The organism is Alloalcanivorax gelatiniphagus (assembly GCF_005938655.1).
Taxonomy (GTDB): Bacteria; Pseudomonadota; Gammaproteobacteria; order Pseudomonadales; family Alcanivoracaceae; genus Alloalcanivorax; species Alloalcanivorax gelatiniphagus.
Genome location: NZ_VCQT01000034.1, coordinates 50803 through 75084, shown reverse-complemented (window position 1 = coordinate 75084; position 24282 = coordinate 50803). Strand labels below are relative to the sequence as shown.

The window sequence follows — 24282 nt, the reverse complement described above, 5'->3', positions numbered from 1 at the left end:
TCGCACCGTGGCAAAGATTCACCGGCTGGATTCCCGACTCGCCAACCAGATCGCCGCCGGCGAGGTGGTGGAGCGTCCCGCCTCGGTGCTCAAGGAGCTGCTGGAAAACGCCCTGGACGCCGGCGCCCGGCAAATCACCGTGGACGTGGAGCAGGGCGGCATCAAGCTGGTGAAGGTGCGTGACGACGGCGCCGGCATTGGCCACGACGACCTGCCCCTGGCCCTGTCCCGCCACGCCACCAGCAAGATCCAGAGCCAGGAAGACCTGGAGGCCATCGGCACTCTGGGGTTCCGGGGCGAGGCCCTGGCGGCGATCAGTTCGGTGTCGCGGCTGAGCCTGGCCAGCAACGACGGCGACCAGCCCCAGGGCTGGCAGGTCACCGTGGAAGGCCGCGACATGGCCCCCAGCGTGGCGCCGGCGGCGCACCCCCGTGGCACCACCGTGACCATGCGCGACCTGTTCTTCAACACGCCGGCCCGGCGCCGTTTCCTGCGCACCGAAAAAACCGAATTCAACCATCTGGAAGAGGTGTTCCGGCGGGTCGCCCTGAGCGAGTTCCAGACCGGCTTCCGGCTCACCCATAACCAGAAGGTGATCCACCAACTGCCCGCCGGCGACGACGCCGCCCTGCGCGCCGCCCGGGTGGCGCGGCTGTGCGGCCGCGCCTTCATGGAGCAGTCGCTGGAAGTGGACATCGAACACGGCGGCCTGCGGCTGCACGGCTGGATGGGGCTGCCCACCTTCTCCCGCTCCCAGGCGGACCTGCAGTATTTCTACGTCAACGGCCGGGTGATCCGCGACAAGGTGGTCAGCCACGCGGTGCGCCAGGCCTACTCCGATGTGCTCTACCACGGCCGGCACCCGGCCTATGTGCTGTTCTTCGAGGTGGACCCGGCGCTGGTGGACGTGAACGTGCACCCCACCAAGCATGAGGTGCGCTTCCGCGAGCAGCGTCAGGTGCACGACTTCCTGTTCCGTACCCTGCACCGGGCCATCGCCGAGGTGCGCCCCGGCGACGACGGCCGCCCGGAGCGCGGGCCGCTGGCCGCCGAGGTGGCGCCCACCCAGGGGCACATGCCGCTGACCACGCCCCGTGACGATACCGCCGTGGCGGACGCCGGATTCGGCCATGGCCGGCAGAGCGTCCAGGGAGGCTATGGCGGTGGCTCCGGTTACGGCGGCGCCCCGCGCCCGGCCGGCATCGCCGACGGCGCCCGCCAGGCCGGCGCCTACGGTGCCCTGGTGAACCCGGCGCCGGACCTGAGTGAGGCCCCGGAAGCCGGGCGCACCCCGCCGCTGGGCTACGCGGTGGCGCAACTGCACGGCATCTTTATCGTCGCCGAGAACGAACACGGCATGGTGCTGGTGGACATGCACGCCGCCCACGAGCGCATCACCTACGAACGCATGAAGCGGGACTGGGCCGAGGAAAAAGTGCGCAGCCAGCCGCTGCTGGTGCCGATGTCCATGGCGGTGTCGTCCCGGGAAGCGGACTTCGCCGAGCAACAGCCCCAGGTGTTTCAGCGGCTCGGCTTTCTGGTCGAGCGGGCCGGCCCGGAAACCCTGGTGGTGCGCGAGGTGCCGGCGCTGCTGCGCAACGCGGACAGCGAAACCCTGGTGCGCGACGTGCTCTCCGATCTGCTGGCCCAGGGCAGCAGCGAGCGGATCGAACAGAAGCTCGACGAACTGCTCTCCACCATGGCCTGCCACGGCAGCGTGCGCGCCAACCGGCGCCTGACGGTACCGGAAATGAACGCCCTGCTGCGCGACATGGAAGCCACCGAGCGGTCCGGCCAGTGCAACCACGGCCGGCCCACCTGGACCCAGATGACCGTCAAGGACCTGGACCGGCTGTTCATGCGGGGCCAATAGATGGCCGCCGCCACCGCGCCGCCGGTGATTCTGTTGATGGGCCCCACCGCCGCCGGCAAGACCGACCTGGCCATCGAGGCGGCGACCTCCCTGCCGGTGGAACTGATCAATGTGGATTCCGCCCTGGTGTACCGGGGCCTGAACATCGGCGCCGCCCGCCCCTCCGACGCGGAGCTGGCCCGGGCGCCCCACCGGCTGCTGGGTTTCCGGGACCCGGCGGAGCCCTATTCGGCGGCGGATTTTCGCGCCGATGCGCTACGCGAGATCGACGCCATCGTCGCCGCCGGGCGGATTCCGCTGCTGGTGGGCGGCACCATGCTGTACTTCAAGGCCCTGGTGGAAGGGTTGGCGCCGCTACCGGAGGCGGACCCGGCGGTGCGCGCCCACATCGCCGCCCTGGCGGAACGGGAGGGCTGGCCGGCGGTGCATCGGGCGCTGGCCGAAGTGGACCCGGCCAGTGCCGCCCGCCTCAAGCCCACCGATCGCCAGCGCCTGCAACGGGCCCTGGAGGTGTACCGCCTCACCGGCCGGCCGCTGAGTGCCTTTCATGGCGAGCACGATACCGCCGGCGAACCGCTGGCGGACGGTTTTTACCGGTTCCCCGGGCTGCCCCACCCGGTGCTCAGCCTGGCGGTGGCGCCGGAACGGGCGGAATTGCACCGGCGCATCGAGATCCGTTTCCGGGCGATGTTGGAAGCGGGGCTGGTGGACGAGGTGGCGGCCCTGCGCGGGCGCGGTGATCTGCACCCGGATCTGCCGGCGCTGAAGGCGGTGGGCTACCGCCAGGTCTGGCACTATCTGGACGGGGATTGGGATTACATGACGATGGTGGAAAAGGGTATTATCGCCACCCGGCAGCTGGCCAAAAGGCAGCTCACCTGGTTGCGCAAATGGCCCGGTCTCACCTGGTACGACAGTGCCCGTGACGAGAGTCGCAGGGCGTGCGCCGCCCGTCTTGCAGGCGTTTGTAAAACCGTGTTTAGTTGATCTCGAGGGTTGGGGGCTGAAGTTGCCCCACGGGGCTTGTTTTTGTTGGGACCAAGCCCCATAGAGGACCTCGAACGGGCGGGGCTTTACGGAAGGTGGACTGAAACCTTTTTCCGAAAAGGCTGCCATACAGAAGTCCTTGGCCCGCGGGCCGTCCGGCAGGGATGGCCGGCCTCGCGAAGTCCGGACGCAAGCGCTGATGATTGCCCGAACGCTTGGGCGCTCACTTTTTATGAATATGTAAGGAGATTTGCCATGTCAAAAGGGCACTCGCTACAAGACCCTTTTCTCAATGCGTTGAGAAAGGAACGCATCCCGGTTTCCATCTTCCTGGTGAATGGCATCAAACTGCAAGGCCAGATTGAGTCCTTCGACCAGTATGTGGTTCTGCTGAAGAACGCGGTCAGCCAGATGGTTTACAAGCATGCCATTTCCACCGTGGTGCCGGCTCGCAACCCGCGCGCCGCCGGCAGTGGCGGCAATCCGGCCATGCAGGGCGGCCAGGCAGCTGGCGCCCAGGGGGGAGTGGGTGACGATTTCGGCAACCAATAAGCCGTTCGTCGCGCCCGACCCCCGCCAAAGCCACGCCGTCCGGCGTGGCTTTGTTTTTTCCCTTCGATACACTGGAACCCATGGATCTGTTTGACCGTACCGAACAGGTACGTACCGGCGCCGGCGAAAAAGCCGTGCTGGTGCACCTGGACCTGCCCGATGCCCTGGGCCGTGAGGACCTGGATGAATTCCATCATCTGGTCACGTCCTCCGGCGTGGAGCCGGTGACCGAGCTGGTGAGCAAACGCGACCGGCCGGACCCGGCGTTGTTCATCGGCTCCGGCAAGGTGGAGGAGCTGGCCGAACTGGTGCGCTCCCACGAGGCGGATGTGGTGTTGTTCAACCACGCCCTCAGCCCCGGCCAGGAGCGCAACCTGGAGCGTGCGGTGAAATGCCGGGTGCTGGATCGCACCGGCCTGATTCTGGACATCTTCGCCCAGCGTGCCCGTACCCATGAGGGGCGGCTGCAGGTGGAACTGGCCCAGCTTCAGCACCTGTCCACCCGGCTGGTGCGGGGCTGGACCCACCTGGAGCGCCAGAAAGGCGGCATCGGCCTGCGTGGCCCGGGGGAAACCCAGCTGGAAACCGACCGCCGGCTGCTCCGTGACCGCATCCGCTCGATCCAGGCGCGGCTGGACAAGGTGCGCAAGCAGCGCGCCCAGGGCCGCCGCGCCCGGGACCGCTCGGAGACGCCGCTGATTTCCCTGGTGGGCTACACCAACGCCGGCAAGTCCACCCTGTTCAACGCTCTGACCACCGGCGATGTGTATGTGGCGGACCAGCTGTTCGCCACCCTCGACCCGACCCTGCGCAAGGTGCGGGTGCCCGGGGTGGGGCCGGCGATCCTGGCGGACACGGTGGGCTTTATCCGCCACCTGCCTCACCGCCTGGTGCAGGCGTTCCGGGCCACCCTGGAAGAGACCGTTAACGCTTCCTTGCTGCTGCATGTGACAGACAGTAGTGCCGAGGAACGCGACGCCAACGTGGACGCGGTCAACGAGGTGCTGGAGGAAATCGGCGCCAATCAGGTGCCGGTGCTGCACGTCTACAACAAGGTGGACCGGCTCGACCAGCCGCCACGGGTAGAACGGGACGAGCACGGACTGCCCTGGCGGGTGTGGCTGTCGGCCACCACCGGCGAGGGTTTCGACCTGCTGTACGCGGCCATCGCGGAACGCCTGGCGGACCGCTGGGTGGATCGCTGGTTGCGGTTGCCGCCGTCGGCGGGCAAGCTGCGCGCGCGGCTGCACGAGGCCGGTGAGGTGCTCGACGAGCGCGCCACCACCGATGGCGGCATGTTGCTGCGGGTGCACGTCAACCGGGTCCACTTCGAGCGGCTGTTGCGCGAGGCGGACCTGGACGAAGAACAGGTAAAGGTACCGGACCCGTCGGTTGCAGACGCGGAGACCCCTTCCTACAATCCTGAACGCTCGCACAGAGCGGGATAACGGAGAATTCAATGGCCTGGAATGAACCCGGCGGCAATAAGCCCAGGGACCCCTGGGGTGGGGGTGGCGGCGGTGGCGATCAGCGTCCGCCGGATCTCGATGAAGCGCTGAAGAACCTCAAGGATCGAATCAACAGTCTGTTCGGCGGCAAAAGCGGCGGTGGCGGCGGTGGCAAAAAGCCCTCCGGCGGCTTCCCCGGCGGTCTGCTGGCGGTGGTGCTGATCATCCTGGTGGTCGGCTATGTACTGATGGGCTTCTATGTGGTGGATCAGAGCCAGCGCGCCGTGGTGCTGCGTTTCGGTGAGTTCAACCGCATGGTGGACCCGGGCCTGAACTGGCGCGCGCCGATCATCGAGCAAACCATGAAAGTGGACGTGGGCCAGAATCGCAGCTACGAGCTCAGCGAGGAAATGCTCACCGAGGACACCAACATCGTGGCGGTGACCCTGGAGGTGCAGTACAAGGTGCTGGACCCGCAGGCCTACCTGCTGCGCGTGGCCGCGCCGGAAGCCATTCTTGAACATGCCACCAGCTCCGCGCTGCGTCACGTGGTGGGCAGTTCCACCATGGACGGCGTGCTCAAGGACCGCCGTGAGGACATTCGCCTGGAAGTGCGCGAACGTCTGCAGGACTATCTGGACCGCTACAACACCGGTCTGGTGATCAACCAGGTGGTGCTGGACAAGACCGCCGCCCCGGAAGCGGTGCGCGATGCCTTCGACGACGTGGCCAAGGCCAAGGAAGACGAGGATCGCTTCAAGAAGGAAGCGGAAGCCTACTACAACTCGGTGATTCCCCAGGCCCGTGGTCAGGGTGCGCGCATCGAGGCCGAGGCGGACGCCTACAAGGCCCGTGTCGTGGCGGAAGCGCTGGGTGACGCGGCGCGCTTCAACGATATGGTCACCGAGTACCGCAAGGCACCGGAAGTGACCCGTCAGCGCCTGTACCTGCAAACCATGACCGAAGTGCTGAGCAACTCCAGCAAGGTACTGGCTGACATCCCCAATGGGGACAGCCTGATGTATCTGCCGCTGGATCAGATGCTCAAGGGACGGGCCGCCAAGGGCGGTAACAAGAGCAGCGACGCCAGCAAGGCCGGCAACAGCCTGGACCCGTCCAGCGCCGGGGCCGATGACGGCGGCGGCAGCCGCCCGGCGTCGCGCAGCCTGTACCAAAGCAACCGCACGGAGATTCGCTGATGGGCACACGTAGCTGGCTGGTGCTGGTGGCAGTGGGCGTGCTGTTGCTGCTGGCTCTGGATTCGTTCTACATCGTCAATGAAACCGAGAAGGCCGTGCTGAAACGCTTCAGCCGGGTGGAACAGGCGGACATCGAGCCGGGTATCTATCCCAAGGTGCCGCTGATCGACGAGGTGATCCGGGTGGATGGGCGTCTGCTCACCCACGACGTGCCCACCCAGTCGTTTCTCACCGCCGAGAAGAAACTGCTCAACGTGGACGCCTTCGTGACCTGGCGCATCGCCGACGTGCAGCGCTACATCGTCAGTGTCGGCGCCGGCGCCAACAGCGGCCAGGCCATGGAGCGCCGGGCCCGGGAGCTGCTCGACCCGCGCGTCAACGAGGCACTGCGTAACCAGTTCGCCTCGCGCACCGTGCAGGAAGTGGTGGCGGGCCGGGGCGGCGCGCTGCCCGACGAGGCCCTGGACCCGTCGGCGGTGAGCACCGGCGAGCTGATGAACGGCACCACTTCCGCCCAGGAACAGACGGAAGCGGCGCAGGCGGCCAGCGACGAAGCGGTCGCGTTGACCCAGGCCCAGCCGGACCCGGACGCCGGCAGCGGTCCGCCGCCGGAAAAGGATGATCAGCGCGAGGAGCTGATGAATTCGGTGGCCCAGGAAGTGAACGCCGCCACCATGGAGGATCTGGGCATCGAAGTGGTGGATGTGCGGGTCAAACAGGTGGACTGGCCGGAACAGGTCCGTGGCCGGGTGTTCGACCGGATGCGGGCGGAACGCGCCCGGGATGCCGCCGAGCACCGCGCCCGGGGCCGGGAAGTGGCGGAGCGCATCCGTGCCGCCGCCGACCGGGAACGCACCGAGATCCTGGCCCAGGCCTACGAAGGGGCGCAGAAGACCCGGGGTGAGGGCGATGCCCGCGCCACCAATGTCTACGCCGACGCCTATTCCAAGGACCGGGAGTTCTTCCGCTTCTACCGCAGCTTGCAGGCCTACCGGGACAGCTTCAATTCCAGTGACGACCTGTTGATTCTGTCACCGGACAGCGAGTTCTTCCGGTACATGAAGCAATCCGAGGCCAAATAACCCGGCCCCCGGAAAAAAAGCCCGCCTTCACGGCGGGTTTTTTTTGTCCGGCGCGCGGTCCCACGGAAACGCCCGCCAGCCCTCAGCACGAGGCCCTTCCGGGCCCCGCAGGAGCGACTTCAGTCGCGATCAACCCCGGTGCGATCTTTCATCGCGGCTGAAGCCGCTCCTGCGGCGATCCTGGCCGCGCATCAGCGGAGCCATATTTCTTTCCGGTCACCCGGCCGGTGCCCCTTAGACCATCGTGGGAATACGGACGGGGGCCAACAGTGGTATTAATAGGCACGCTCTTGCCATATTCCGAAGCGGAGCCCGGTGGATTAGGGTGATACATCACCAGGCACCAGCATTAGTCAATTAATGGCATAATGGCGCGCGGGGCACGCCAGTCGGGATGGGTATTGGGGCGTTGGCTCTTCGCCTGGGCGCGCCGGCGCAGGGAGACAAGGCGGAATGCACAACAAAGCGCGCGACTGGTTGGCGCGGGTACCGGTGGGCGAAGGCGAACAGCGCGGGGCGCGGGCCCTGCAAACGTTGCTGTTGCTGATTGGCGTGCTGGTGCCGCTGTTTTGGGGACTGCGTCTGGGCATCGGCCAGGCGCCGCGGGGCATCGAATGGACTTGTCTGGTCGCCCACACCGGGATGGCGGTGCTGGCCGGGATCAGTTTCGTCTGTGTGCGCCTGGGGCGCTTTCGGCTCGGCGGGGCGTTGTTTCTGGCCGGTTGCCTGGTGCTGATACCGGTGATTTATGCCCTCAACGGCCTGCGCGGCCCGGGGCCGCTGCAGGTTATCCCGGTGCTGCCATTGGCGCTGGCCGGGCTGCTGTTCGGGCGCCGGGCGTTGTGGGCCACGCTGGCGTTTACCTGGGGATGCGTGCTGCTGGGGGCGGCGCTGGAGCGCATCGGCGGGACTGGCGCCGGGGTGATCTGGGAAGTGGCCATCGGTCTGATGACCGGGTTCCTGGTGGTGGCGGTGGTGCTCGACAGCACCCTGGCCGGTCTCCAGGCCCATCTTTTGGAGGTGGAAGAGCGTCATCGGGAATTAGAGCAGGCCCGGCGTTCCTTGAAAGCAGAAAAAGAAGAACGGGAGCACACCATGGATCAACTGGTGCATGTTCAGAAAGTGAAAGCCATCGGCCAGCTGGCCGGCGGCGTGGCCCATGATTTCAATAATATTCTCGGCGTGATTCTCGGTTATGCCCAGTGGCGTGACCGCCACGCCGGCATGGAGCCCCTTCGTGAGGCCCTGGCGGGGGTGGAAGCGGCGGCCCGCCGTGGCGCCGCCATCAGCCGCAAGCTGCTCAACTTCAGCCGCCAGGACGTGGCGCACCCGGAGGTGTTCGATCTGTGTGAGGCCCTGGGAGGGCTGGAAAGCATGCTGCGCCAGTTGTTCGATCCCCGCGTGCGCATCGAGCTGGCCCTGCCCGCCACCAACCTGCCGGTGCGCGCCGACCGGGGCCAGCTGGAACTGGCGGTGCTGAACGTGGCCAGCAACGCCCGGGACGCCATGCCCGAGGGCGGCCGCTTCCGGCTGGCCGTGGAGGCGGTGCGGGACGAGCGCGGCCGGTCGCTGGTGGAGATCCTGCTGAGCGATACCGGCGAGGGCATGGAGGAGGACGTGCGCCGCCGTATCTTCGAGCCCTTCTTTACCACCAAATCGCAGAGCAGCGGCACCGGCCTGGGGCTGGCGGTGGTCGGCAAGGTGATCCATGAAGCCGGCGGCGAGATCCTGGTGGACAGCACCCCGGGCGCCGGCAGCTGTTTCCGGCTGCGGCTGCCGGCGCCGGTGGCCTTGTCGGATGGGGCGTCGCCACGGGTGCTGCTGGTGGACGACGATGACGAGCTGCGCTCGATGCTGGCGCGCACCCTGGAGCGTGGGGGCTGCCGGGTGCTCGGCGCCCGCGATGGCCGTGAGGCCTGGCGGGTGATCGTGCGAGGGGGCGTGCCGGATGTACTGGTCACCGATTACCGCATGCCCGGGCTGGATGGTCTGGCGCTGATCCGGCGGCTGCGGCCGCTGTATCCCGATCTGGCCATGGTGCTGATTTCCGATTACCTGCCCGAGGCCGCGGAGCTGGCCCGGGATCTGCCGCCGGACGTGGAGCGGCTGCCCAAGCCGATCTCGCCGGATTTGCTGATGCAGTATGTCTTTATGTTGACCACTTCGCCGGAACAGGCGTGTGATGAAGGAGAGGGTGGATGAGCGAACGACGACTCAATGTGGTAGTCGTGGAGGACGACGCGGAACAGCGGGAACTGGTGATACAGGCAATCGCCGCCAGTGGTTTCAATGTGAAGGGCTGCGCCGACGCCACCGCGCTCTGGCGGCATTTGACCGTGTCCCACTGCGACCTGATCGTGCTCGACGTGGGCCTGCCCGGCGAGGACGGCCTGTCGGTGGCGGAACATCTGCGCACCTCCTCCCAGGTCGGCATCGTCATGCTCACCGGTTACTCCGCCAGCGCGGACCAGGTGCGCGGGCTGCGCCATGGCGCCGACGCCTACCTGACCAAACCGGTGGATTACCCGGTGCTGGTGGCCACCCTGGAGAGCCTGGGCCGGCGTTTGCGCGGCCGGCACGCGCCGGTGCCGGCGCCCACCGCCAGCGAGTCCGACGGTGACGACGCCGGCTGGCGCCTGACCGCGGATGGCTGGAAACTCTGTACCCCCGACCACCATGATGTGATTCTTACCGCCTACGAGCGGGATATGCTGCGCTGCCTGATTCGCGCCGAAGGGCGCCCGATTGACCGGGAAAGGCTGATCCGCGCGCTCACCCGGGAGGTGCACGCCTTTGACCCGCACCGGCTGGAAATGGTGATTTACCGGCTGCGCCGCAAGATTCGCGCGGTGAGCCGCTGGACCTTGCCGCTGGAAGCGGTGCGCGGCGTGGGCTACCTGGTGAATGGCATGAGTGAGGAGCGCGCCATCGCCGATCCGGTGGACTGACCGGCGGCGAGAAGGCCTTTGTAAGAAGGCCCTTGTGAGCGAAAAGTGAGCGGGTAGCTATATCAAGATTGGTGAACAGGTTCACGGTTTTCCCTAGAGTCGCGCTGACCATCAACGCTAACGTCGGTGTTGCTCGCCGGCCCGGGCCGGTGCGTCACCGGCTCACCGGGGCGGGCCGGACGGCGCCGCCGCCGACGCCGTTCAGGTAACTGCCACCCTATTTATGCCATGTTTGGGAAAGCGTCGGGCACGGCCATCGCGCCGACCCGGAACCGCGCACCGAGGCCGCCGCCGTGCCTAGCCCCCGCCCGCGTGTGGCGGTGGTGGAAGACTATGGGCCGATGCGCGCCCTGTTGCTGCGGGATCTGGCCGGCAGCGGCTTTCAGGTGGACGGCTACGCCGACGCGGCGTCCCTGTGGCGTCATTTCTCCCTCCACCGCTTCGACCTGGTGGTGCTCAATATCGGCCTGCCCGACGAGGACGGTTTCTCGGTGAGCCGCCGGCTGAGACGGCAGACCAATATTCCCGTGGTGTTGCTGTCCGGCTATGGCAGCCACGAGCACCAGTTGCTCGGTCTGCGTGATGGCGCCGACGCCTACCTGGTGAAACCGGTGGAAACCCGGGTGCTGGTGGCGACCCTGCAGCGCCTGTCCCGGCGGCTGGAGCCCGGCGAGCCGGGTTCCCGGTATCAGCGTGACTGGCGGCTGGCCGACCAGGGCTGGCTGCTGTGCGCGCCGGACGGCGCCGACATCGCCCTCAACGGCCATGAACGGGACCTGCTGCGCGCCCTGGCCGCCGCCGGCGGCGACGGGCTCGACGCCGACCGCCTGGGGGCGCTGCTGGTGCGGCCCGGGGCGGCGTTTGAGCGGCGTCTGCTGGGACGCATGGTGTGGCGCCTGCGCCGCAAGATCGCCGCCTTCACGCCGCTGCCGCCGCCGCTGCGGGAATCCGGTGGCGTCTGGCGCTTCGCCGGGTTGATCGAGGGCGACCATCCGCCGGATTGAAGCGCCCGGCGGAAGGTACCTGCTGCTGGGCGGACGTGTTAGACTCCCGCAACCGGGCCCGAAGGACCCGGTTTTTTTGTGGCCGTCGGAGGGTGAGCCCACTCCCGATGACCGCAGACTGAGACTCATCGGGCCGGCGTTGTCATCACGTCGGCCTCCTGCTGTTGGTACGGTCCCGGATGAATCAGGAAGAACAGTGGCTGCTGCCCGACGGCGTCGAGGAAGTACTCCCCGAACGCGCCCGGGCCATCGAACAACTGCGCCGGCGGGCTCTGGATCTGTATCGATCCTGGGGTTACGAACTGGTCTATCCGCCGCTGATCGAATTTCTCGAATCCCTCCTCAATGGCGCCGGTCGTGATCTGGAACGGGACACCTTCAAGATCACCGATCAACTGACCGGCCGTCTGATGGGCGTGCGCGCCGACATGACCCCGCAGGTGGCGCGCATCGACGCCCACGGCCTGCGCCGTAACGGCCCCACCCGGCTCTGCTATTGCTCCACCGCGCTGCGCGCCCGGCCGGCCCAGGCCGGCGGCACCCGGCTGCCCTATCAGCTCGGCGTCGAGCTGTTCGGCCACGCCGGCGCCGACAGCGACCTGGAGGTGGTGCTGTTGCTGCTCGAGACCCTGGAGCTGGCCGGCGCCGGTGAGCGCGTGGTGCTGGATCTGGGCCATGTGGGCATCTTCCGCGCGCTGCTGGAAGCCAGTGACCTGGCCCCCGCCGAGCAGGGCACCCTGGAAGACATCTATCTGCGCAAGGCGCGCACCGAACTGGACCGTTTCCTGGCCGAGCGCACCCTGCCGGCCAACGCGGCGCGCGCCCTGGCGGCGCTGCCGTTCCTGGACGGCGACGGCGGCGTGTTCCCCCAGGCCGGTGAGCTGCTGGCGGATTTCCCGGCGGCCATCGAGGCGCTGGCGGAGCTGGAACGGCTGGCCACGGTGCTGGAAGGGCGCGGCGCCCGGGTGCACCTGGACCTGGGCGAGCTGCGCGGTTATCACTACCACACCGGCTGTGTGTTCGCCGCCTACCTGCCCGGCGACAGCGAGCCGCTGGCCAAGGGCGGCCGCTACGACCATATCGGCGAAGTGTTCGGTCGCGCCCGTCCGGCCACCGGCTTCAGCGCCGATCTCAAGAAACTGGCGTCGCTGACGCCGGTGCCCCGCGGTGCAGGCATTCTGGCCCGCGGCGGCCTCGACGACCCGGACTTCCGCGAGCGGGTCGCGCAACTGCGCGCACAGGGCGAGCGCGTACTGCTGGCCCTGGACGGCGCCGACAACGATCCGGCCGAACTCGGCTGCGACCGCGAACTGGTGGTCGCCGACGGGGGCTGGACTCTTCAACCCATTTCCTTCTGACAGGCCAAGCGAACAGCCATGGGCAAGAACGTAGTCATTCTCGGTACCCAATGGGGTGATGAAGGCAAGGGCAAGATCGTCGATCTGCTCACCGACCAGGCCGCCTACGTGGCGCGCTTCCAGGGCGGCCACAACGCCGGCCACACCCTGGTGATCGACGGTGAGAAAACCGTCCTGCACCTGATTCCCTCCGGCATCCTGCGCGAAAACGTCCAGTGCCTGATCGGCAATGGCGTGGTGCTGTCGCTGGAGGCGCTGCTCACGGAAATCCGTGGCCTGGAAGAAAAGGGCGTGCCGGTGCGCGAGCGCCTGCGCCTGTCTTCCGCCTGCCCGCTGATCCTGCCGGTGCACGCCGCCCTGGACCAGGCCCGGGAAGTGGCCCGTGGCGCCCAGAAGATCGGCACCACCGGCCGTGGCATCGGCCCGGCCTACGAAGACAAGGTAGCGCGCCGGGGCGTGCGCCTGGGCGATGTGTTCCACCGCGAGCGTTTCGCCGCCAAGCTCGGCGAAGTGATGGACTACCACAACTTCATCCTGCGCAGCTTCTACAACGCCGAGCCGGTGGATTTCCAGCAAACCCTGGATGAGACCCTGGCCCAGGCCGAGGAAATCCGCGCCATGGTGTGCGACGTCACCGCCCGCCTGCACGGTGCTCGTGAGAAGGGTGAGAACATCATGTTCGAGGGCGCCCAGGGCACCCTGCTGGACATCGACCACGGCACCTATCCCTACGTGACCAGCTCCAACACCACCGCCGGCGGCACCGCCACCGGCACCGGCTTCGGGCCGCTCTATCTGGACTATGTGCTGGGCATCACCAAGGCCTACACCACCCGCGTCGGCGGCGGTCCTTTCCCCACCGAGCTGTTCGACGAAACCGGCCGCCACCTGGCGGAGAAAGGCCACGAGTTCGGCGCCACCACCGGCCGTGCCCGCCGTTGCGGCTGGTTCGACGCGGTCGCCCTGAAGCGCGCCATCCAGATCAACTCGATCAGCGGCCTGTGCCTGACCAAGCTGGACGTGTTGGATGGCCTGGAAGAGGTGAACATCTGCGTGGGCTACAAGGGCCCCGACGGTGAAACCCTGGAATGCGCCTGGGACGCGGACAGCTACGCGGAAGTGACGCCGGTGTACGAATCCGTGCCCGGCTGGCAGGAATCCACCATCGGCGTGAAAAAGCTCGAGGACCTGCCGGAAAACGCCCGCGCTTACCTCAAGCGCATCGAGGAAGTGACCGGCGCCCCCATCGACATCATCTCCACCGGCCCGGACCGGGCCGAGACCATCATCAAGCGCCACCCGTTCGGGTAAGCGCCTTATCGCGACTGAAGTCGCTCCTACATCGAATTTCGCGGTAGGAGCGACTTCAGTCGCGATATTTATTCCCTCTCTATTTCTGCGACCAATCCAACCGTATGTCGTAAGCGTCGATGCGCTTCTCCGGTTTGAGCGGCTCAATCTCTTCCGGGTCGATATGCCGGAACACGTTCTCCGCCGGCTTCAGGGTGGCGTCCCGGCCATACAGAAAGCTCTGTTCCTCGACGATCAACTTGTAGGCCTTGTTCAGGGCCAGGGCCCGTTCGCGGCTGGGTGTGATCAGATCGTAGACGTCGGCGTCCTCCAGTCGGGCCCGGTCCAGGCGGCCGTCGTCGTGGAACCAGCGGGCCCGCATCTCGTCGTTTTCCCGGAACTCGTTGCCGCCCCCCACCAGTGACAGATACTGGGCGATCTCGCCCTGGTCCTGATGGATCGCCGGCACGTCCGGCATGCCCTTGAGGTCGATATAGCCCCAGCCGTCGGCGCCGGTGACCTTGCGCGGAAACGCGAAGGTTTGGTCGATGGTGGTGCCGATGGTGGTGTGGCAGCCCATGCAGAAGCGCTGTTCCTGATTGCTCTGCGGCCGCAGGCCGCCTTTGGCGTCTTCGATAAAGCCCAGCACCATCCAGCCGAAGCCGTTGTCCATGCCCCGGTCGCCGTGGTCGGTGTAGGTGGGCAGATTGCCCTCCAGTTTTTCCTGGTGCTCGTTGCCGTACAGCGACTTCAAATGGCTGCTTTGGTAGAAGCGGATCTTGTTCATGTAGCGCACTTCTTTCATGCGCTTGGGCACGCCGATGGCGCCGTCCTCGTCCACGCCCACATAGCGCACCGTGTGCAGGAACTCGATGCCCACAGGGTAGAGCATGTCGGTCACCGGCACATCCATGGCGTTGCCCAGGTAGTGGTCGCGGCGCAGCAGGGTGGTGGCGGTGTTTAGCTGGCCGTCACCGTCCAGATCCGCGCACACCGCCTGTTCATCCAGCGGCGGGGTGTCGATGCGGTCCAGCTCCTTGATGGCCAGTTCCATCAGCGACAGATTGGCCAGATAAACGTCCCGGGATTCGCCCTCCCGGCAGGTGCTGGTGCGGAATTTTTCCGGCAGCCGCACCATCACATCGTCGGTGCTGCCGTTGGTGGGCCAGAAGGTGCTGGGCAGCGGCTTGTAGTTGAACGCCACCCAATGGCTGCCGTCGCGGGCAAAGCCCTGGCCGTCGAAGGCGGCGGCGCCGTTGGCCAGGTTCTCGATATAGGGCACCGGGCCGTTCCACTGGTCGGAGCGCGCCAGCGTCTTCATATAGCCGCTGTAGTTGTCCTGGTCGATGTAATCCAGGATCGCCTGGTCGTCCATGTTGGCCACCGCCTGGCGGCGGTCCACGAACAGGTTGAGCCAGTGGTTGGTTTCGCCCAGCTCGGAGAAATCGTAACTGCCCTGCAGGTAGCCGTCCCACATGGTGTTGGGCCGGGCCCGGTCCGGGTAGGTCTGATGGCAGGTATAGCAGGGATTGAACTGGCCCTCGGTGCGGGTGTAGCACTGGGGCGGAATGGGGGCTTCCTGATTGTAGATGCGTGTCAGGTCCGCCGGCAGTTTGCGCTCCAGCACGGCGGCGGGCACCGCATCGGCCGGGCCGCGGACGGTGTCGGTCTGGTCGCAGCCGGTCAGGCCAAGGCCGGCCAGAGAGAGAAGGGCCGGACAGAGAACAGCGAGAGCTTTCATGGTCGGATAACCGGTTGATGGAATGGAGGCGTCACAACGGAAAACGGGGAGGGCGCCTGGCGCTCCTCCCCGAAACCGGAAACGAAGGACCTGATCAGCCGTTCGGGTCCAGCAGCCATACCATGTTGTTCTCGTGGTGGCTGGTGTCCTCGCCGATCAGCACACGGCCGTCTTCCATCACCGCCACGTTATCCGGGCTCGCCAAGCCTTCCACGCTGCAGGTGTTGGCGGCGTCATCGGGCTTGTAGGGGCCACCCAGCTCCACCATCTCCAGGCGGGAGACGTTGTAGCCGGCTTCCAGCGGCATGCGGAAGACGCCGCCGCAATGGGTGTCTTCGTTGGTCAGCTGCACCAGGCCGTTGCTGTCGGTCATCTTGCCGCTGATGTCGGACATGGCTACGTAGACGTAGGCCTGTGGGCCGTCGCCCTCCACGCCGTTGCGGGCGCGCTTGAGGTTGATGTTGATCCCTTCCATTTTGTTGAACTCGCCGGTGGCGCCGAGCTTCACGGCGGCCTTGCGGGACTCCAGGAAGGCCACCCGATCATCGCCGAAGGGGTTGGCGGCCACGCTGCCGCTGTTGTCCAGGTCCTGGTTCAGCTTGGCTTCCGCCCAGTCGTTGATCTGCTGCTCGGAGATGTAGCTGTTTTCGCCTTCCACGTAGTCGGCGGCGGTGATGCCGTCGTACTCGTCCACCCAGCTCTGGATCTCGGCATTGTTGCCGCTGGCCAGCTCCACCCACTCGATGTCGAAGCCGACTTGGGCGGCGTCCATGGGAACGGTGTCCTGTTTCACCTTGGCGGCGTACAGGGTGCCGCTGCTCAGGTCGCCGGCGGTGTCGGCGATAAACTTGAAGAGAATCACGCCGCTACCGTCATCGCTCATGTAGACGGTTTTCTGGTCGGGCATCACCACGGAGTTTTCGTGGGAGTAACGGCCCAGGCTGAAGTGTTTCACCGGGGTCGGGGTGCCGGTGGGGTCGGTGATCTCGACGATGTAGCCGTAGTCGTAGGGGTTCGGATAGGCGGCGTCGTAGTCGCTGTTGATCTCGCCGGCCAGGTAGTCCGCCAGATCCTGAACACCGCCTTCGCCGGGGGAGTTCCACTCGATGGTGTCGTCGAAGTACAACTCCTCGGAGGTCAGCGGCGTGTTCCACGGGGACACGGTGCCGAAGCAGTTCACCCAGGTGCCGTTGACGCTGGAGAAGTCCACCATGGTGGCGTCGTTATCGCGTACCACCCAGCGGCCTTCGCCGTCACGGATCAGGTGCAGGCGGCTCATGCCGCCGGGGCGGTCTTCCCAGTTGGTGAACAGGTAGCCTTCGTCCTCGCTCACCGGCACCCAGCCGTTGAAATCGGGATCGTTGGAAACCTTGATCAGGGCCTGGCCGTTCGCCACGGCGATGCCGCCCAGGCTGGGCTGGGGCGCGCCGGCCCAGGCGTCGCCCTGCTGGCCGAGCACGTTATAGCGGCCCAGGGCCACGCGCATCACCTGCTTCTCTTCCGGGGTTTCCGGCACGGACACGGCGGTAAAGGGCTTGCGCACGTCGGCGCCTTCGATCACGCCCACGGTGGCGAACTTGTAGATGTTGCCTTCCGCATCAACGGTGGTGTTGGCGTCGGAGGGGTGCTGGATATTGGTGAACACCTCGCCGTCGTCCTTGAGGAACAGGCCGGTGGCTTCGGAGCCCAGGGGCAGGGTGGCGATGCGGGTCAGGCGTTGCATCTGCGGGGTTTCACCGCCGCCCACGTCGTTATGGTCGCTGTCGCCGCCGCAGGCGGTCAGGGCGAGCGAGGTGGCGATGGCCAGCGCGCTCAGTTTAAAACGGGCGTCGTTCCTGGAATGCATGAATTGTTCTCCGTCTTATAAGAAGGGCATTGAGCTTGGGATGGGGCTCAAGCCTGGCGGAGAAATATGTCAATTCGGTGTACCGGCCGTCGCCGGCCGGCGACGGCGTTATTTTTTGCGCCGGCGGGTGATGATGACCAGGGCGATGGTCAGCCCCAGCACGCCGGCGGGAAACAGCATCAGCAGCCGCTCGCGGCGCTCGATCTTTTCGCGCTGGGCGTTGGCCTTCTGGATTTCCGGATGAACCGCGCCGTTGTCCTGGGCGGGGGCGGGCGGCGTCAGTCCCAGGCCCATGGCCAGGACCAGAGTGGCGAGAAAAAGGCGCATGGTGTCAGGCCTTTGTCGTTGAAGAAGAGGACCGCCGGGGAGGCGGAAACAAAAAGGGCTCCCAGAGGGAGCCCTTTTGGCGGTGAGCTTCTGGAGCTCATCCTGAATTGGTGCCGAGGAGAGGACTTGAACCTCCACGGGGTTGCCCCCACTAGCACCTGAAGCTAGCGTGTCTACCAATTTCACCACCTCGGCTTATCGATACCAGCCCGTTGGGCCTGTATCGCGAAAGCGCGTGCATTCTAGTATATGATGGCCGGATGTCAACGGTTGATTTCCTCTCTTTTCTCCGCTGCGTTAAGGTAGCCACCGCCAGCGCCGTTCAAAGTGCCGCCGGCGGCGCCCGATAAGAGGTGTCATACATGTATTTTCATAGAGGTTTTTGAATGTCATCCAGGAAACGCTACGAGGATCCCCACGCGGATCGGGAAGCGGAAAAGTACGAGAATCCGGTTCCCAGCCGTGAGCTGATCCTTAAGGTCCTCGACGACCAGGGAAAGCCGCTCGGCAAGCATGAGCTCGCCGACATCCTGGAGGTGGGCGAAGACGGAGAGGTGGGTCTGGAGCGCCGTCTCCGCGCCATGCTGCGCGATGGCCAGTTGGTGGAAAACCGCAACGGCAAGGTCGGCATCGCTTCGCGCATGGACCTGATCGCCGGTCGCGTGCAGGCCCACCGGGACGGATTCGGCTTTCTGATCGCCGACGACGCCGACCGTAAGGACCTGTTTCTGGCGCCGCGCCAGATGCAGAAGGTTATGGACGGCGACCGGGTGCTGGTCAGCGTGGCCGGCTTCAACCGCTTCGGCAAGGAAGAGGCGCGCATCGTCGAGATCGCCGAGCGGGCGGTCACCGAAATCGTCGGCCGCTACCGCAAAGAGGCCGGCGTGGCCTTTATCGATCCGGAAAACCGGCGCATCACCAAGGAAGTGCTGGTCGAGGACCACAACGGCCTGAAGCCGGGCGCCGGCGACCATGTGCGCGCCGAGATCACCCAATACCCGTCCCGGGACCATAACGTGCTGGTGCGGCTGGAAGAAGTCATCGCCACCCCGGAGCAGCCGGGCATGGAAGTGGACGTGGCCCTGCGCCGCTTCGAGATTCCCCACCAATGGCCGGAAGGCGTGGAGCAGGAAGCCGAGCGTTTCGGCGCCGAGGTGCCCCATCCCGCCAAGGCCCACCGGGTGGATCTGCGCGACCTGCCGCTGGTCACCATCGACGGCGAGGACGCCCGCGACTTCGACGACGCCGTCTATGTGGAGCGCCGCAAGCGCGGCGGCTGGCGGCTGATCGTGGCGATCGCCGACGTCAGCCACTATGTGCACCCGGGCAGTGCCCTGGACAACGAAGCCCACAAGCGCGGCAACTCCGTGTACTTCCCCAACCGGGTGGTGCCGATGCTGCCGGAGGCCCTGTCCAATGGCCTGTGCTCCCTGAACCCCCATGTGGACCGGCTGTGCCTGTACTGCGACATGCTGGTGTCCGCCAACGGCCGGGTGTCGCGCTTCGTGTTCCGCGAAGGCGTGATGCGCTCCCGCCACCGCCTCACCTATACCAAGGTGGGCGCGGTGATCGAGGAACCGGAATCGCAGCTGGCGATCGAGACCGTGGAGAGCCTGGACGACGAATCCCTGGATTCAATCTGGGCGTTCCACGAGATGTACGGCGCCCTGCGCCGGCGCCGGGAGCTGCGTGGCGCCATCGACTTCGAGAGCGACGAAAGTCGCATGCTCTACGACGAGAACAAGAAGATTCGCGACATCGTGCCGGTGCACCGCAACGTGGCCCACGTGATGATCGAGGAGGCCATGCTGGCGGCCAATATCTGCGCCGCCCGCCTGCTGGAGAAGGCCGAGGTGCCGGCGCTGTACCGCAACCACGAGCCGCCCAAGGAAGAGCGCCTGACCAACCTGCAGCAGTTTCTAGGTGGGTTGGGGCTGAGCATTCCCTGGTCGGAAGGTCCTATCGGGCCGCAGGTGTTCCAGCAGCTCGCCGAGACCATCGCCGAGCGCCCGGACCGCCAGGTGATCCAGACCATGATGCTGCGCACCATGTCCCAGGCGAAGTACGAGGCGGAGGTGAAGGGCCACTTTGGTCTGGCCTATAACGCCTACACCCACTTCACCTCGCCGATCCGCCGTTATCCGGACCTGCTGGTGCACCGCGCCATCCGTTTCCTGATCCGGGGCGGCGGCGAAACGCCCCACGCGGACAACCCCGGCGAACTGCCGGCCATCCCCCGGGATCACATCGTGCCCTACAGCCAGGGCGACATGGTCACCATGGGCGAGCACTGCTCGATGACCGAGCGGCGCGCCGATGAGGCCACCCGCGACGTGGTGCAGTGGCTCAAGTGTCAGTTCATGGAAGAGCGCCTGGGCGAGGAATTCGACGGCGTGGTCAGCGGCGTGGCCGCCTTCGGCCTGTTCGTGCAGATCCAGGACCTGAACATCGACGGCCTGGTGCATGTGGCCAACCTGGACAGCGACTACTACCACTTCGACGACGTCAATATGGCGCTGGTGGGCGAGTCCTCCGGACGCCGCTTCAGCCTCGGCGACGGCGTGCGTGTGAAGGTGGCCGGCGTGCACACCGACGAGCGCAAGATCGACCTGGAGCTGATCAGCAGCACCCCGTCGAAAAAGCCCCGTGGTGGTCGTAAGGGCGGCGGTTCCGGTGGCAAGGCCGGGAAAGGCGGCTCCGAGCGCGAGAAGCTGGCCCGGGGCGACCTGCCCAAGAAGGCCGCCGCCAAGAAAAGCGGCGCCCGCAAGGGACGCCGCCGTCGATGAGCAAGGGTCAGCCCAAGCCGCTGATGTACTCCGGTATCCACGCGGTGGAGTCGCTGTTGCGGCACCGCCCGGAAGCGGTGCTGGAGCTGTTCGTGCTGGATGCCCGGGCGAAGCGTGGCGACGCCCGCCTGGAGACGCTGATCATCGCCGCCCGGGACCAGGGCATCGCCGTGCAGATGGCGCGCCGGGAATCCCTGGACAAGCTGGCCGGCCCCCAGAACCAGGGGGTGGCGGCCCGCGCCCGGCCGCGCCGGCCCGGTGACGACGTGGCCCTGGACAACCACCTGGACCGCCTCGGCCGGCCGCCGTTGCTGCTGATTCTGGAAGGCGTCACCGACCCCCACAACCTGGGGGCCTGCCTGCGCAGCGCCGATGCCGCCGGGGTCGACGCGGTGATCGTGCCGCGCCGCCACGCCGCCGGCCTCACCCCGGTGGCCTGCCGCAGCGCCGCCGGCGCCGCCGAGTCGCTGCCGTACTTCGAGGTGGGCAACCTGGCGCGGCTGCTGGAACGCCTCCAGGAGCGCGACATCCGGGTCGCCGGCACCGCGCTCCACGAGAGCAGCACGTCCCTGTTCGAGTACCAGCCGCCGGCGGGCCTGGCGCTGATCATGGGCGCCGAGGGCGAGGGCCTGCGGCGCCTGACCCTGGAACGCTGCGACGACCTGCTGGCGATTCCCATGGCCGGTTATGTGCAGAGCCTGAATGTGTCGGTGGCCACCGGGGTGGTGTTGTTTCATCTGGTTGCCGCACGGAGGGATCGCGGCTGAAGCCGCTCCTGCACGCCCCGGGCGGGCCTCGGTAGGAGCGGCTTCAGCCGCGATCCGGCTTGAGCCTGCGGCCGGTCTGGGCTAGAATCCCCGCCCTTCCGCTTTCCCGGCCCGCCGGGGAGGCGGTCTCCTTGCCTCACCGCATAATGCGGGAGGCTGCCAATCCGTAAGGAGCCACAATGCGTCATTACGAAGTCGTGTTCCTGGTCCACCCGGACCAGAGTGAACAGGTACCCGCCATGGTGGAGCGCTACAGCGCCGTGATCACCGACGGCAACGGTATTATCCACCGCCAGGAAGATTGGGGCCGCCGCCAGCTGGCCTACCCGATCAACAAGATCCACAAAGCACACTACGTGCTGCTGAACATCGAATGTGACGGCGACACCCTCGCCGAACTGGAAAACACCTTCCGGTTCAACGATGCCGTAATCCGTCACCTCGTGGTTCGCCGTCACCGGGCCATCACCGAGCCCTCGCCGCTGGCGAAATCCAACGAGAAGGAGGAGGCCACCAGCTGATTTCCGACGGCAATCACTGCCAGTTGACCGGCGTCGTCGTTCGTCTCGAAAAGACAGCGATCACACCGGCCGGTGTACCCCGCCAGCGTTTCTGGCTGGAACACCGATCCCGGCAGGAGGAAGACGGTCATCCCCGTGAAGTCCAGGTACGCCTCGCCGTGGTTCTGGTCGGCCGCAAAGCCGAACTGATCCAGGGTCTGAAGGAAGGACAGAACGTGAGGGTGGCGGGGTTTCTCAGCCGGGCCGGTTACAAGGGCGAAGCCCGCGACCGGGTGCAGTTGATTGCGGAAACACTGGAGCCCCTGGACTAGGAATCGAGAGGAGATTATCCATGGCCCGTTTTTATCGCCGTCGCAAGTTCTGCCGCTTCACCGCGGAAGGTGTTGAGTTCATTGATTACAAGGACCTCGACACCCTGAAAGCCTACATCACCGAAACCGGCAAGATCGTGCCCAGCCGCATCACCGGCACCAAGGCGCGCTATCAGCGTCAGCTGGCCTCCGCTGTCAAGCAGGCCCGCTTTCTGGCGCTGCTGCCGTACTCCGACAGCCACGACAATTAAGCCGAGGGGACCGTCATGCAAGTGATCCTGCTGGAAACCATCAAGAACCTGGGTGACCTGGGCTCCGTGGTGGACGTTCGCCCCGGTTACGGCCGTAACTTCCTGATCCCGCAAGGCAAAGCCCTGCCGGCGACCAAGGACAACCTGGCCGAGGTGGAAACCCGCCGCGCGGAACTGGAAAAACAAGCCGCCGAGCAACTCAGCGCCGCCGAAGGCCGTGCCGAGAAGCTGGCCGAAGCGAGCATCACCGTGGCCGCCAAGTCCGGTGACGAAGGCAAGCTGTTCGGCTCCGTGGGCACCGCCAACATCGCCGATGCCATCACCGAGCAAAGCGGTGTGGAAGTGGCCAAGGCCGAAGTCAAACTGCCCTATGGCGCTATCCGCCAGACCGGCGAGTACGACATCGACCTGGCGCTGCACGCCGACGTGACCGTGACCATTAAGTTGGTCGTGGTGCCCCAGGAGTAATTACTCCCGGCACCCGGTCGGTCGCCGTTTGCCCCTGGTCGGGCGCGGTGACAGAATCAAGGGCACCGTCCGGTATCGGACGGTGCCTTTTTCTTTTCAGACACCCGATTCGCCACGCGGACCCGCCATGAACGAACCCCTGAGCCTGGACAACCATCTGCCGGACAACCTGCGCCTGCCCCCCAACTCCCTGGAGGCGGAACAGGCGGTACTGGGGGGGCTGTTGCTCAATAACGAGGCCTGGGACGATGTGGCCGAGCGGGTCGGCGCCAAGGACTTCTACCGCAAGGAACACCGGCTGATCTTCAAGGTGATCGGCCAGCTGGTGGAAGAGGAAAAGCCCTGCGACCTGGTTACCGTGTCCCAGGCGCTCACCCATCTGGGGCAACTGGACGACGTGGGCGGCATGACCTACCTGTCGGAGCTGGCCCGTAACACGCCCAGCGCCGCCAACATCACCGCCTATTCGGACATCGTCCGCGAGCGCAGCATCCTGCGCCAGCTGATCCAGGTGTCCCACGACATCGCCGACCAGTCGTTCAATCCCAAGGGCCGCCCGTCCCTGGAGATTCTCGACCACGCGGAATCGTCGATCTTCGAGATCGCCGAGCAGCAGAAAAAGGGCTCCGGGCCCCAGGACATCAAGTCGGTGCTCAAGAAGGCGGTGGACCGCATCGACGAACTGTACAAGAACAAGAACTCGCTGACCGGCCTGACCACCGGCTTCGAGGAGCTGGACAAGATGACCGCCGGCCTGCAGCCCGCCGACATGGTGGTGGTGGCCGGCCGGCCCTCCATGGGGAAAACCACCTTCGCCATGAACCTGTGCGAGAACGTGGCGCTCAAGGCGCACAAGCCGGTGCTGGTGTTCTCGATGGAAATGCCCGCCGACTCCATCGTCATGCGGATGCTGTCGTCCCTGGGGCGCATCAACCAGGGGGCGATCCGTTCCGGCCGCCTGGAGCAGGACGACTGGCCGCGCATCACTTCGGCGATCCAGATGCTCAGCGAGCAGAAATTCTATATCGATGACACGCCGGCGCTGAGCCCGCTGGAGATGCGCGCCCGCGCCCGCCGGGTGGCGCGGGAATGCGGCGGCGAGCTGGGCATGATCATGGTCGATTACCTGCAGCTGATGCAGGTGCCCGGCGCCGACAGCCGGGTCAACGAGATCTCCGAGATCTCGCGCTCGCTGAAGGGTCTGGCCAAGGAACTGCACTGCCCGCTGATCGCGCTTTCCCAGCTCAACCGCTCCCTGGAGCAACGCCCCAACAAGCGGCCGGTGATGTCGGATCTGCGGGAATCCGGGGCCATCGAGCAGGACGCCGACTTGATCATGTTCCTGTACCGGGACGAGGTCTATAACCAGGAAACCACGGAGAAGGGCATCGCCGAGGTGATCATCGGCAAGCAGCGGAACGGCCCCATCGGTACCGTGCGTCTGGCGTTCCGGGGCGAATTCACCCGCTTCGACGACCTGGCGCCGGAGTACTACCAGCAATACAGAAGCGACGAGTAGCGCG

The 24282-nt window shown here is 66.2% G+C and carries 21 protein-coding genes and 1 tRNA gene; 18 read left to right on the top strand and 4 right to left on the bottom strand.

The window, feature by feature from the left end; genetic code table 11:
• Positions 1 to 7 precede the first annotated feature (7 nt).
• The 11 genes from mutL (at position 8) to FGS76_RS10960 (ending at position 13762) form a co-directional block, all read left to right on the top strand.
• On the top strand, positions 8 to 1873 hold the full coding sequence (gene mutL, locus FGS76_RS11010) for a DNA mismatch repair endonuclease MutL (RefSeq protein WP_138772694.1): 1866 nt from the start codon (positions 8 to 10) through the stop codon (positions 1871 to 1873).
• Positions 1874 to 2860: a tRNA (adenosine(37)-N6)-dimethylallyltransferase MiaA gene (miaA, locus tag FGS76_RS11005; RefSeq protein ID WP_138772693.1), complete on the top strand. Its 987-nt coding sequence runs from the start codon at positions 1874 to 1876 to the stop codon at positions 2858 to 2860.
• Positions 2861 to 3115: 255 nt separating this feature from the next.
• Positions 3116 to 3412, top strand: a complete 297-nt coding sequence (hfq, locus tag FGS76_RS11000; RefSeq protein ID WP_138772692.1) for an RNA chaperone Hfq — start codon at positions 3116 to 3118, stop codon at positions 3410 to 3412.
• Positions 3413 to 3492: 80 nt separating this feature from the next.
• A complete protein-coding gene (gene hflX, locus FGS76_RS10995) occupies positions 3493 to 4860 on the top strand; it encodes a ribosome rescue GTPase HflX (RefSeq protein ID WP_138772691.1) in 1368 nt (455 codons plus the stop codon).
• 11 nt (positions 4861 to 4871) lie between these two features.
• Positions 4872 to 6059, top strand: coding sequence for an FtsH protease activity modulator HflK (gene hflK / locus FGS76_RS10990; RefSeq protein ID WP_138772690.1), 1188 nt, complete (start codon positions 4872 to 4874; stop codon positions 6057 to 6059).
• On the top strand, positions 6059 to 7141 hold the full coding sequence (gene hflC, locus FGS76_RS10985) for a protease modulator HflC (protein WP_138772689.1): 1083 nt from the start codon (positions 6059 to 6061) through the stop codon (positions 7139 to 7141). The genes hflK and hflC overlap by 1 nt, the downstream gene beginning before the upstream one ends.
• Before the next feature lie 453 nt (positions 7142 to 7594).
• Positions 7595 to 9343, top strand: a complete 1749-nt coding sequence (locus tag FGS76_RS10980) for a hybrid sensor histidine kinase/response regulator (protein WP_138772688.1) — start codon at positions 7595 to 7597, stop codon at positions 9341 to 9343.
• Entirely contained in the window at positions 9340 to 10089 is a 750-nt protein-coding gene (locus FGS76_RS10975; protein WP_138772687.1) for a response regulator transcription factor, read from the top strand. Before FGS76_RS10980 ends, FGS76_RS10975 begins: the two co-directional genes overlap by 4 nt.
• Before the next feature lie 293 nt (positions 10090 to 10382).
• Positions 10383 to 11093, top strand: a complete 711-nt coding sequence (locus FGS76_RS10970; protein WP_138772686.1) for a response regulator transcription factor — start codon at positions 10383 to 10385, stop codon at positions 11091 to 11093.
• 179 nt (positions 11094 to 11272) lie between these two features.
• Positions 11273 to 12451, top strand: coding sequence for an ATP phosphoribosyltransferase regulatory subunit (locus FGS76_RS10965; RefSeq protein WP_138772685.1), 1179 nt, complete (start codon positions 11273 to 11275; stop codon positions 12449 to 12451).
• A gap of 18 nt (positions 12452 to 12469) precedes the next feature.
• Complete coding sequence (locus FGS76_RS10960; protein WP_138772684.1) at positions 12470 to 13762, top strand: adenylosuccinate synthase; 1293 nt, start codon at positions 12470 to 12472, stop codon at positions 13760 to 13762.
• A 79-nt stretch (positions 13763 to 13841) separates the two neighbouring features.
• Here FGS76_RS10960 and FGS76_RS10955 read toward each other — a convergent pair whose 3' ends face one another.
• The 4 genes from FGS76_RS10955 to FGS76_RS10940 all read right to left on the bottom strand — a co-directional run bounded on the left by FGS76_RS10955 (position 13842) and on the right by FGS76_RS10940 (position 17850).
• Positions 13842 to 15482, bottom strand: a complete 1641-nt coding sequence (locus FGS76_RS10955) for a hypothetical protein (RefSeq protein WP_240692509.1) — start codon at positions 15480 to 15482, stop codon at positions 13842 to 13844.
• Between the two features lie 94 nt (positions 15483 to 15576).
• A complete protein-coding gene (locus FGS76_RS10950) occupies positions 15577 to 17328 on the bottom strand; it encodes a PhoX family protein (RefSeq protein WP_138772683.1) in 1752 nt (583 codons plus the stop codon).
• Between the two features lie 108 nt (positions 17329 to 17436).
• Positions 17437 to 17655 (bottom strand): hypothetical protein, encoded by a 219-nt coding sequence (locus FGS76_RS10945; RefSeq protein ID WP_138772682.1) that lies wholly within the window; start codon positions 17653 to 17655, stop codon positions 17437 to 17439.
• A gap of 108 nt (positions 17656 to 17763) precedes the next feature.
• Positions 17764 to 17850 (bottom strand) — tRNA-Leu (locus FGS76_RS10940).
• Positions 17851 to 18041: 191 nt separating this feature from the next.
• Between FGS76_RS10940 and rnr the strand changes: the two genes are divergently transcribed.
• The 7 genes from rnr (at position 18042) to dnaB (ending at position 24278) form a co-directional block, all read left to right on the top strand.
• Positions 18042 to 20441, top strand: a complete 2400-nt coding sequence (gene rnr, locus FGS76_RS10935; protein ID WP_138772681.1) for a ribonuclease R — start codon at positions 18042 to 18044, stop codon at positions 20439 to 20441.
• Positions 20438 to 21208 (top strand): 23S rRNA (guanosine(2251)-2'-O)-methyltransferase RlmB, encoded by a 771-nt coding sequence (gene rlmB, locus FGS76_RS10930; RefSeq protein WP_138772680.1) that lies wholly within the window; start codon positions 20438 to 20440, stop codon positions 21206 to 21208. Before rnr ends, rlmB begins: the two co-directional genes overlap by 4 nt.
• Before the next feature lie 179 nt (positions 21209 to 21387).
• Positions 21388 to 21729 (top strand): 30S ribosomal protein S6, encoded by a 342-nt coding sequence (gene rpsF / locus FGS76_RS10925; protein WP_138772679.1) that lies wholly within the window; start codon positions 21388 to 21390, stop codon positions 21727 to 21729.
• Between the two features lie 23 nt (positions 21730 to 21752).
• A complete protein-coding gene (gene priB / locus FGS76_RS10920) occupies positions 21753 to 22040 on the top strand; it encodes a primosomal replication protein N (protein WP_240692508.1) in 288 nt (95 codons plus the stop codon).
• Positions 22041 to 22060: 20 nt separating this feature from the next.
• The gene (gene rpsR / locus FGS76_RS10915; protein WP_138772677.1) at positions 22061 to 22291 is read left to right on the top strand and encodes a 30S ribosomal protein S18; all 231 of its coding nucleotides are present in this window, start codon (positions 22061 to 22063) and stop codon (positions 22289 to 22291) included.
• 15 nt (positions 22292 to 22306) lie between these two features.
• Complete coding sequence (gene rplI / locus FGS76_RS10910) at positions 22307 to 22759, top strand: 50S ribosomal protein L9 (RefSeq protein WP_138772676.1); 453 nt, start codon at positions 22307 to 22309, stop codon at positions 22757 to 22759.
• A gap of 127 nt (positions 22760 to 22886) precedes the next feature.
• Positions 22887 to 24278, top strand: coding sequence for a replicative DNA helicase (dnaB, locus tag FGS76_RS10905; RefSeq protein ID WP_138772675.1), 1392 nt, complete (start codon positions 22887 to 22889; stop codon positions 24276 to 24278).
• Positions 24279 to 24282 lie beyond the last annotated feature (4 nt).

Excerpts from the sequence above, each read along its gene's own strand:
- FGS76_RS10960 (WP_138772684.1), top strand. The coding sequence starts at position 12,470 with ATGGGCAAGAACGTAGTCATTCTCGGTACCCAATGGGGTGATGAAGGC.
- rlmB (WP_138772680.1), top strand. The coding sequence starts at position 20,438 with ATGAGCAAGGGTCAGCCCAAGCCGCTGATGTACTCCGGTATCCACGCG.
- rpsR (WP_138772677.1), top strand. The coding sequence starts at position 22,061 with ATGGCCCGTTTTTATCGCCGTCGCAAGTTCTGCCGCTTCACCGCGGAA.
- FGS76_RS10955 (WP_240692509.1), bottom strand. The coding sequence starts at position 15,482 with ATGAAAGCTCTCGCTGTTCTCTGTCCGGCCCTTCTCTCTCTGGCCGGC.
- FGS76_RS10945 (WP_138772682.1), bottom strand. The coding sequence starts at position 17,655 with ATGCGCCTTTTTCTCGCCACTCTGGTCCTGGCCATGGGCCTGGGACTG.
- hflK (WP_138772690.1), top strand. The coding sequence starts at position 4,872 with ATGGCCTGGAATGAACCCGGCGGCAATAAGCCCAGGGACCCCTGGGGT.
- hflX (WP_138772691.1), top strand. The coding sequence starts at position 3,493 with ATGGATCTGTTTGACCGTACCGAACAGGTACGTACCGGCGCCGGCGAA.
- miaA (WP_138772693.1), top strand. The coding sequence starts at position 1,874 with ATGGCCGCCGCCACCGCGCCGCCGGTGATTCTGTTGATGGGCCCCACC.
- FGS76_RS10965 (WP_138772685.1), top strand. The coding sequence starts at position 11,273 with ATGAATCAGGAAGAACAGTGGCTGCTGCCCGACGGCGTCGAGGAAGTA.
- hfq (WP_138772692.1), top strand. The coding sequence starts at position 3,116 with ATGTCAAAAGGGCACTCGCTACAAGACCCTTTTCTCAATGCGTTGAGA.
- FGS76_RS10950 (WP_138772683.1), bottom strand. The coding sequence starts at position 17,328 with ATGCATTCCAGGAACGACGCCCGTTTTAAACTGAGCGCGCTGGCCATC.
- FGS76_RS10975 (WP_138772687.1), top strand. The coding sequence starts at position 9,340 with ATGAGCGAACGACGACTCAATGTGGTAGTCGTGGAGGACGACGCGGAA.
- rplI (WP_138772676.1), top strand. The coding sequence starts at position 22,307 with ATGCAAGTGATCCTGCTGGAAACCATCAAGAACCTGGGTGACCTGGGC.
- dnaB (WP_138772675.1), top strand. The coding sequence starts at position 22,887 with ATGAACGAACCCCTGAGCCTGGACAACCATCTGCCGGACAACCTGCGC.
- FGS76_RS10980 (WP_138772688.1), top strand. The coding sequence starts at position 7,595 with ATGCACAACAAAGCGCGCGACTGGTTGGCGCGGGTACCGGTGGGCGAA.
- rnr (WP_138772681.1), top strand. The coding sequence starts at position 18,042 with ATGTCATCCAGGAAACGCTACGAGGATCCCCACGCGGATCGGGAAGCG.
- rpsF (WP_138772679.1), top strand. The coding sequence starts at position 21,388 with ATGCGTCATTACGAAGTCGTGTTCCTGGTCCACCCGGACCAGAGTGAA.
- hflC (WP_138772689.1), top strand. The coding sequence starts at position 6,059 with ATGGGCACACGTAGCTGGCTGGTGCTGGTGGCAGTGGGCGTGCTGTTG.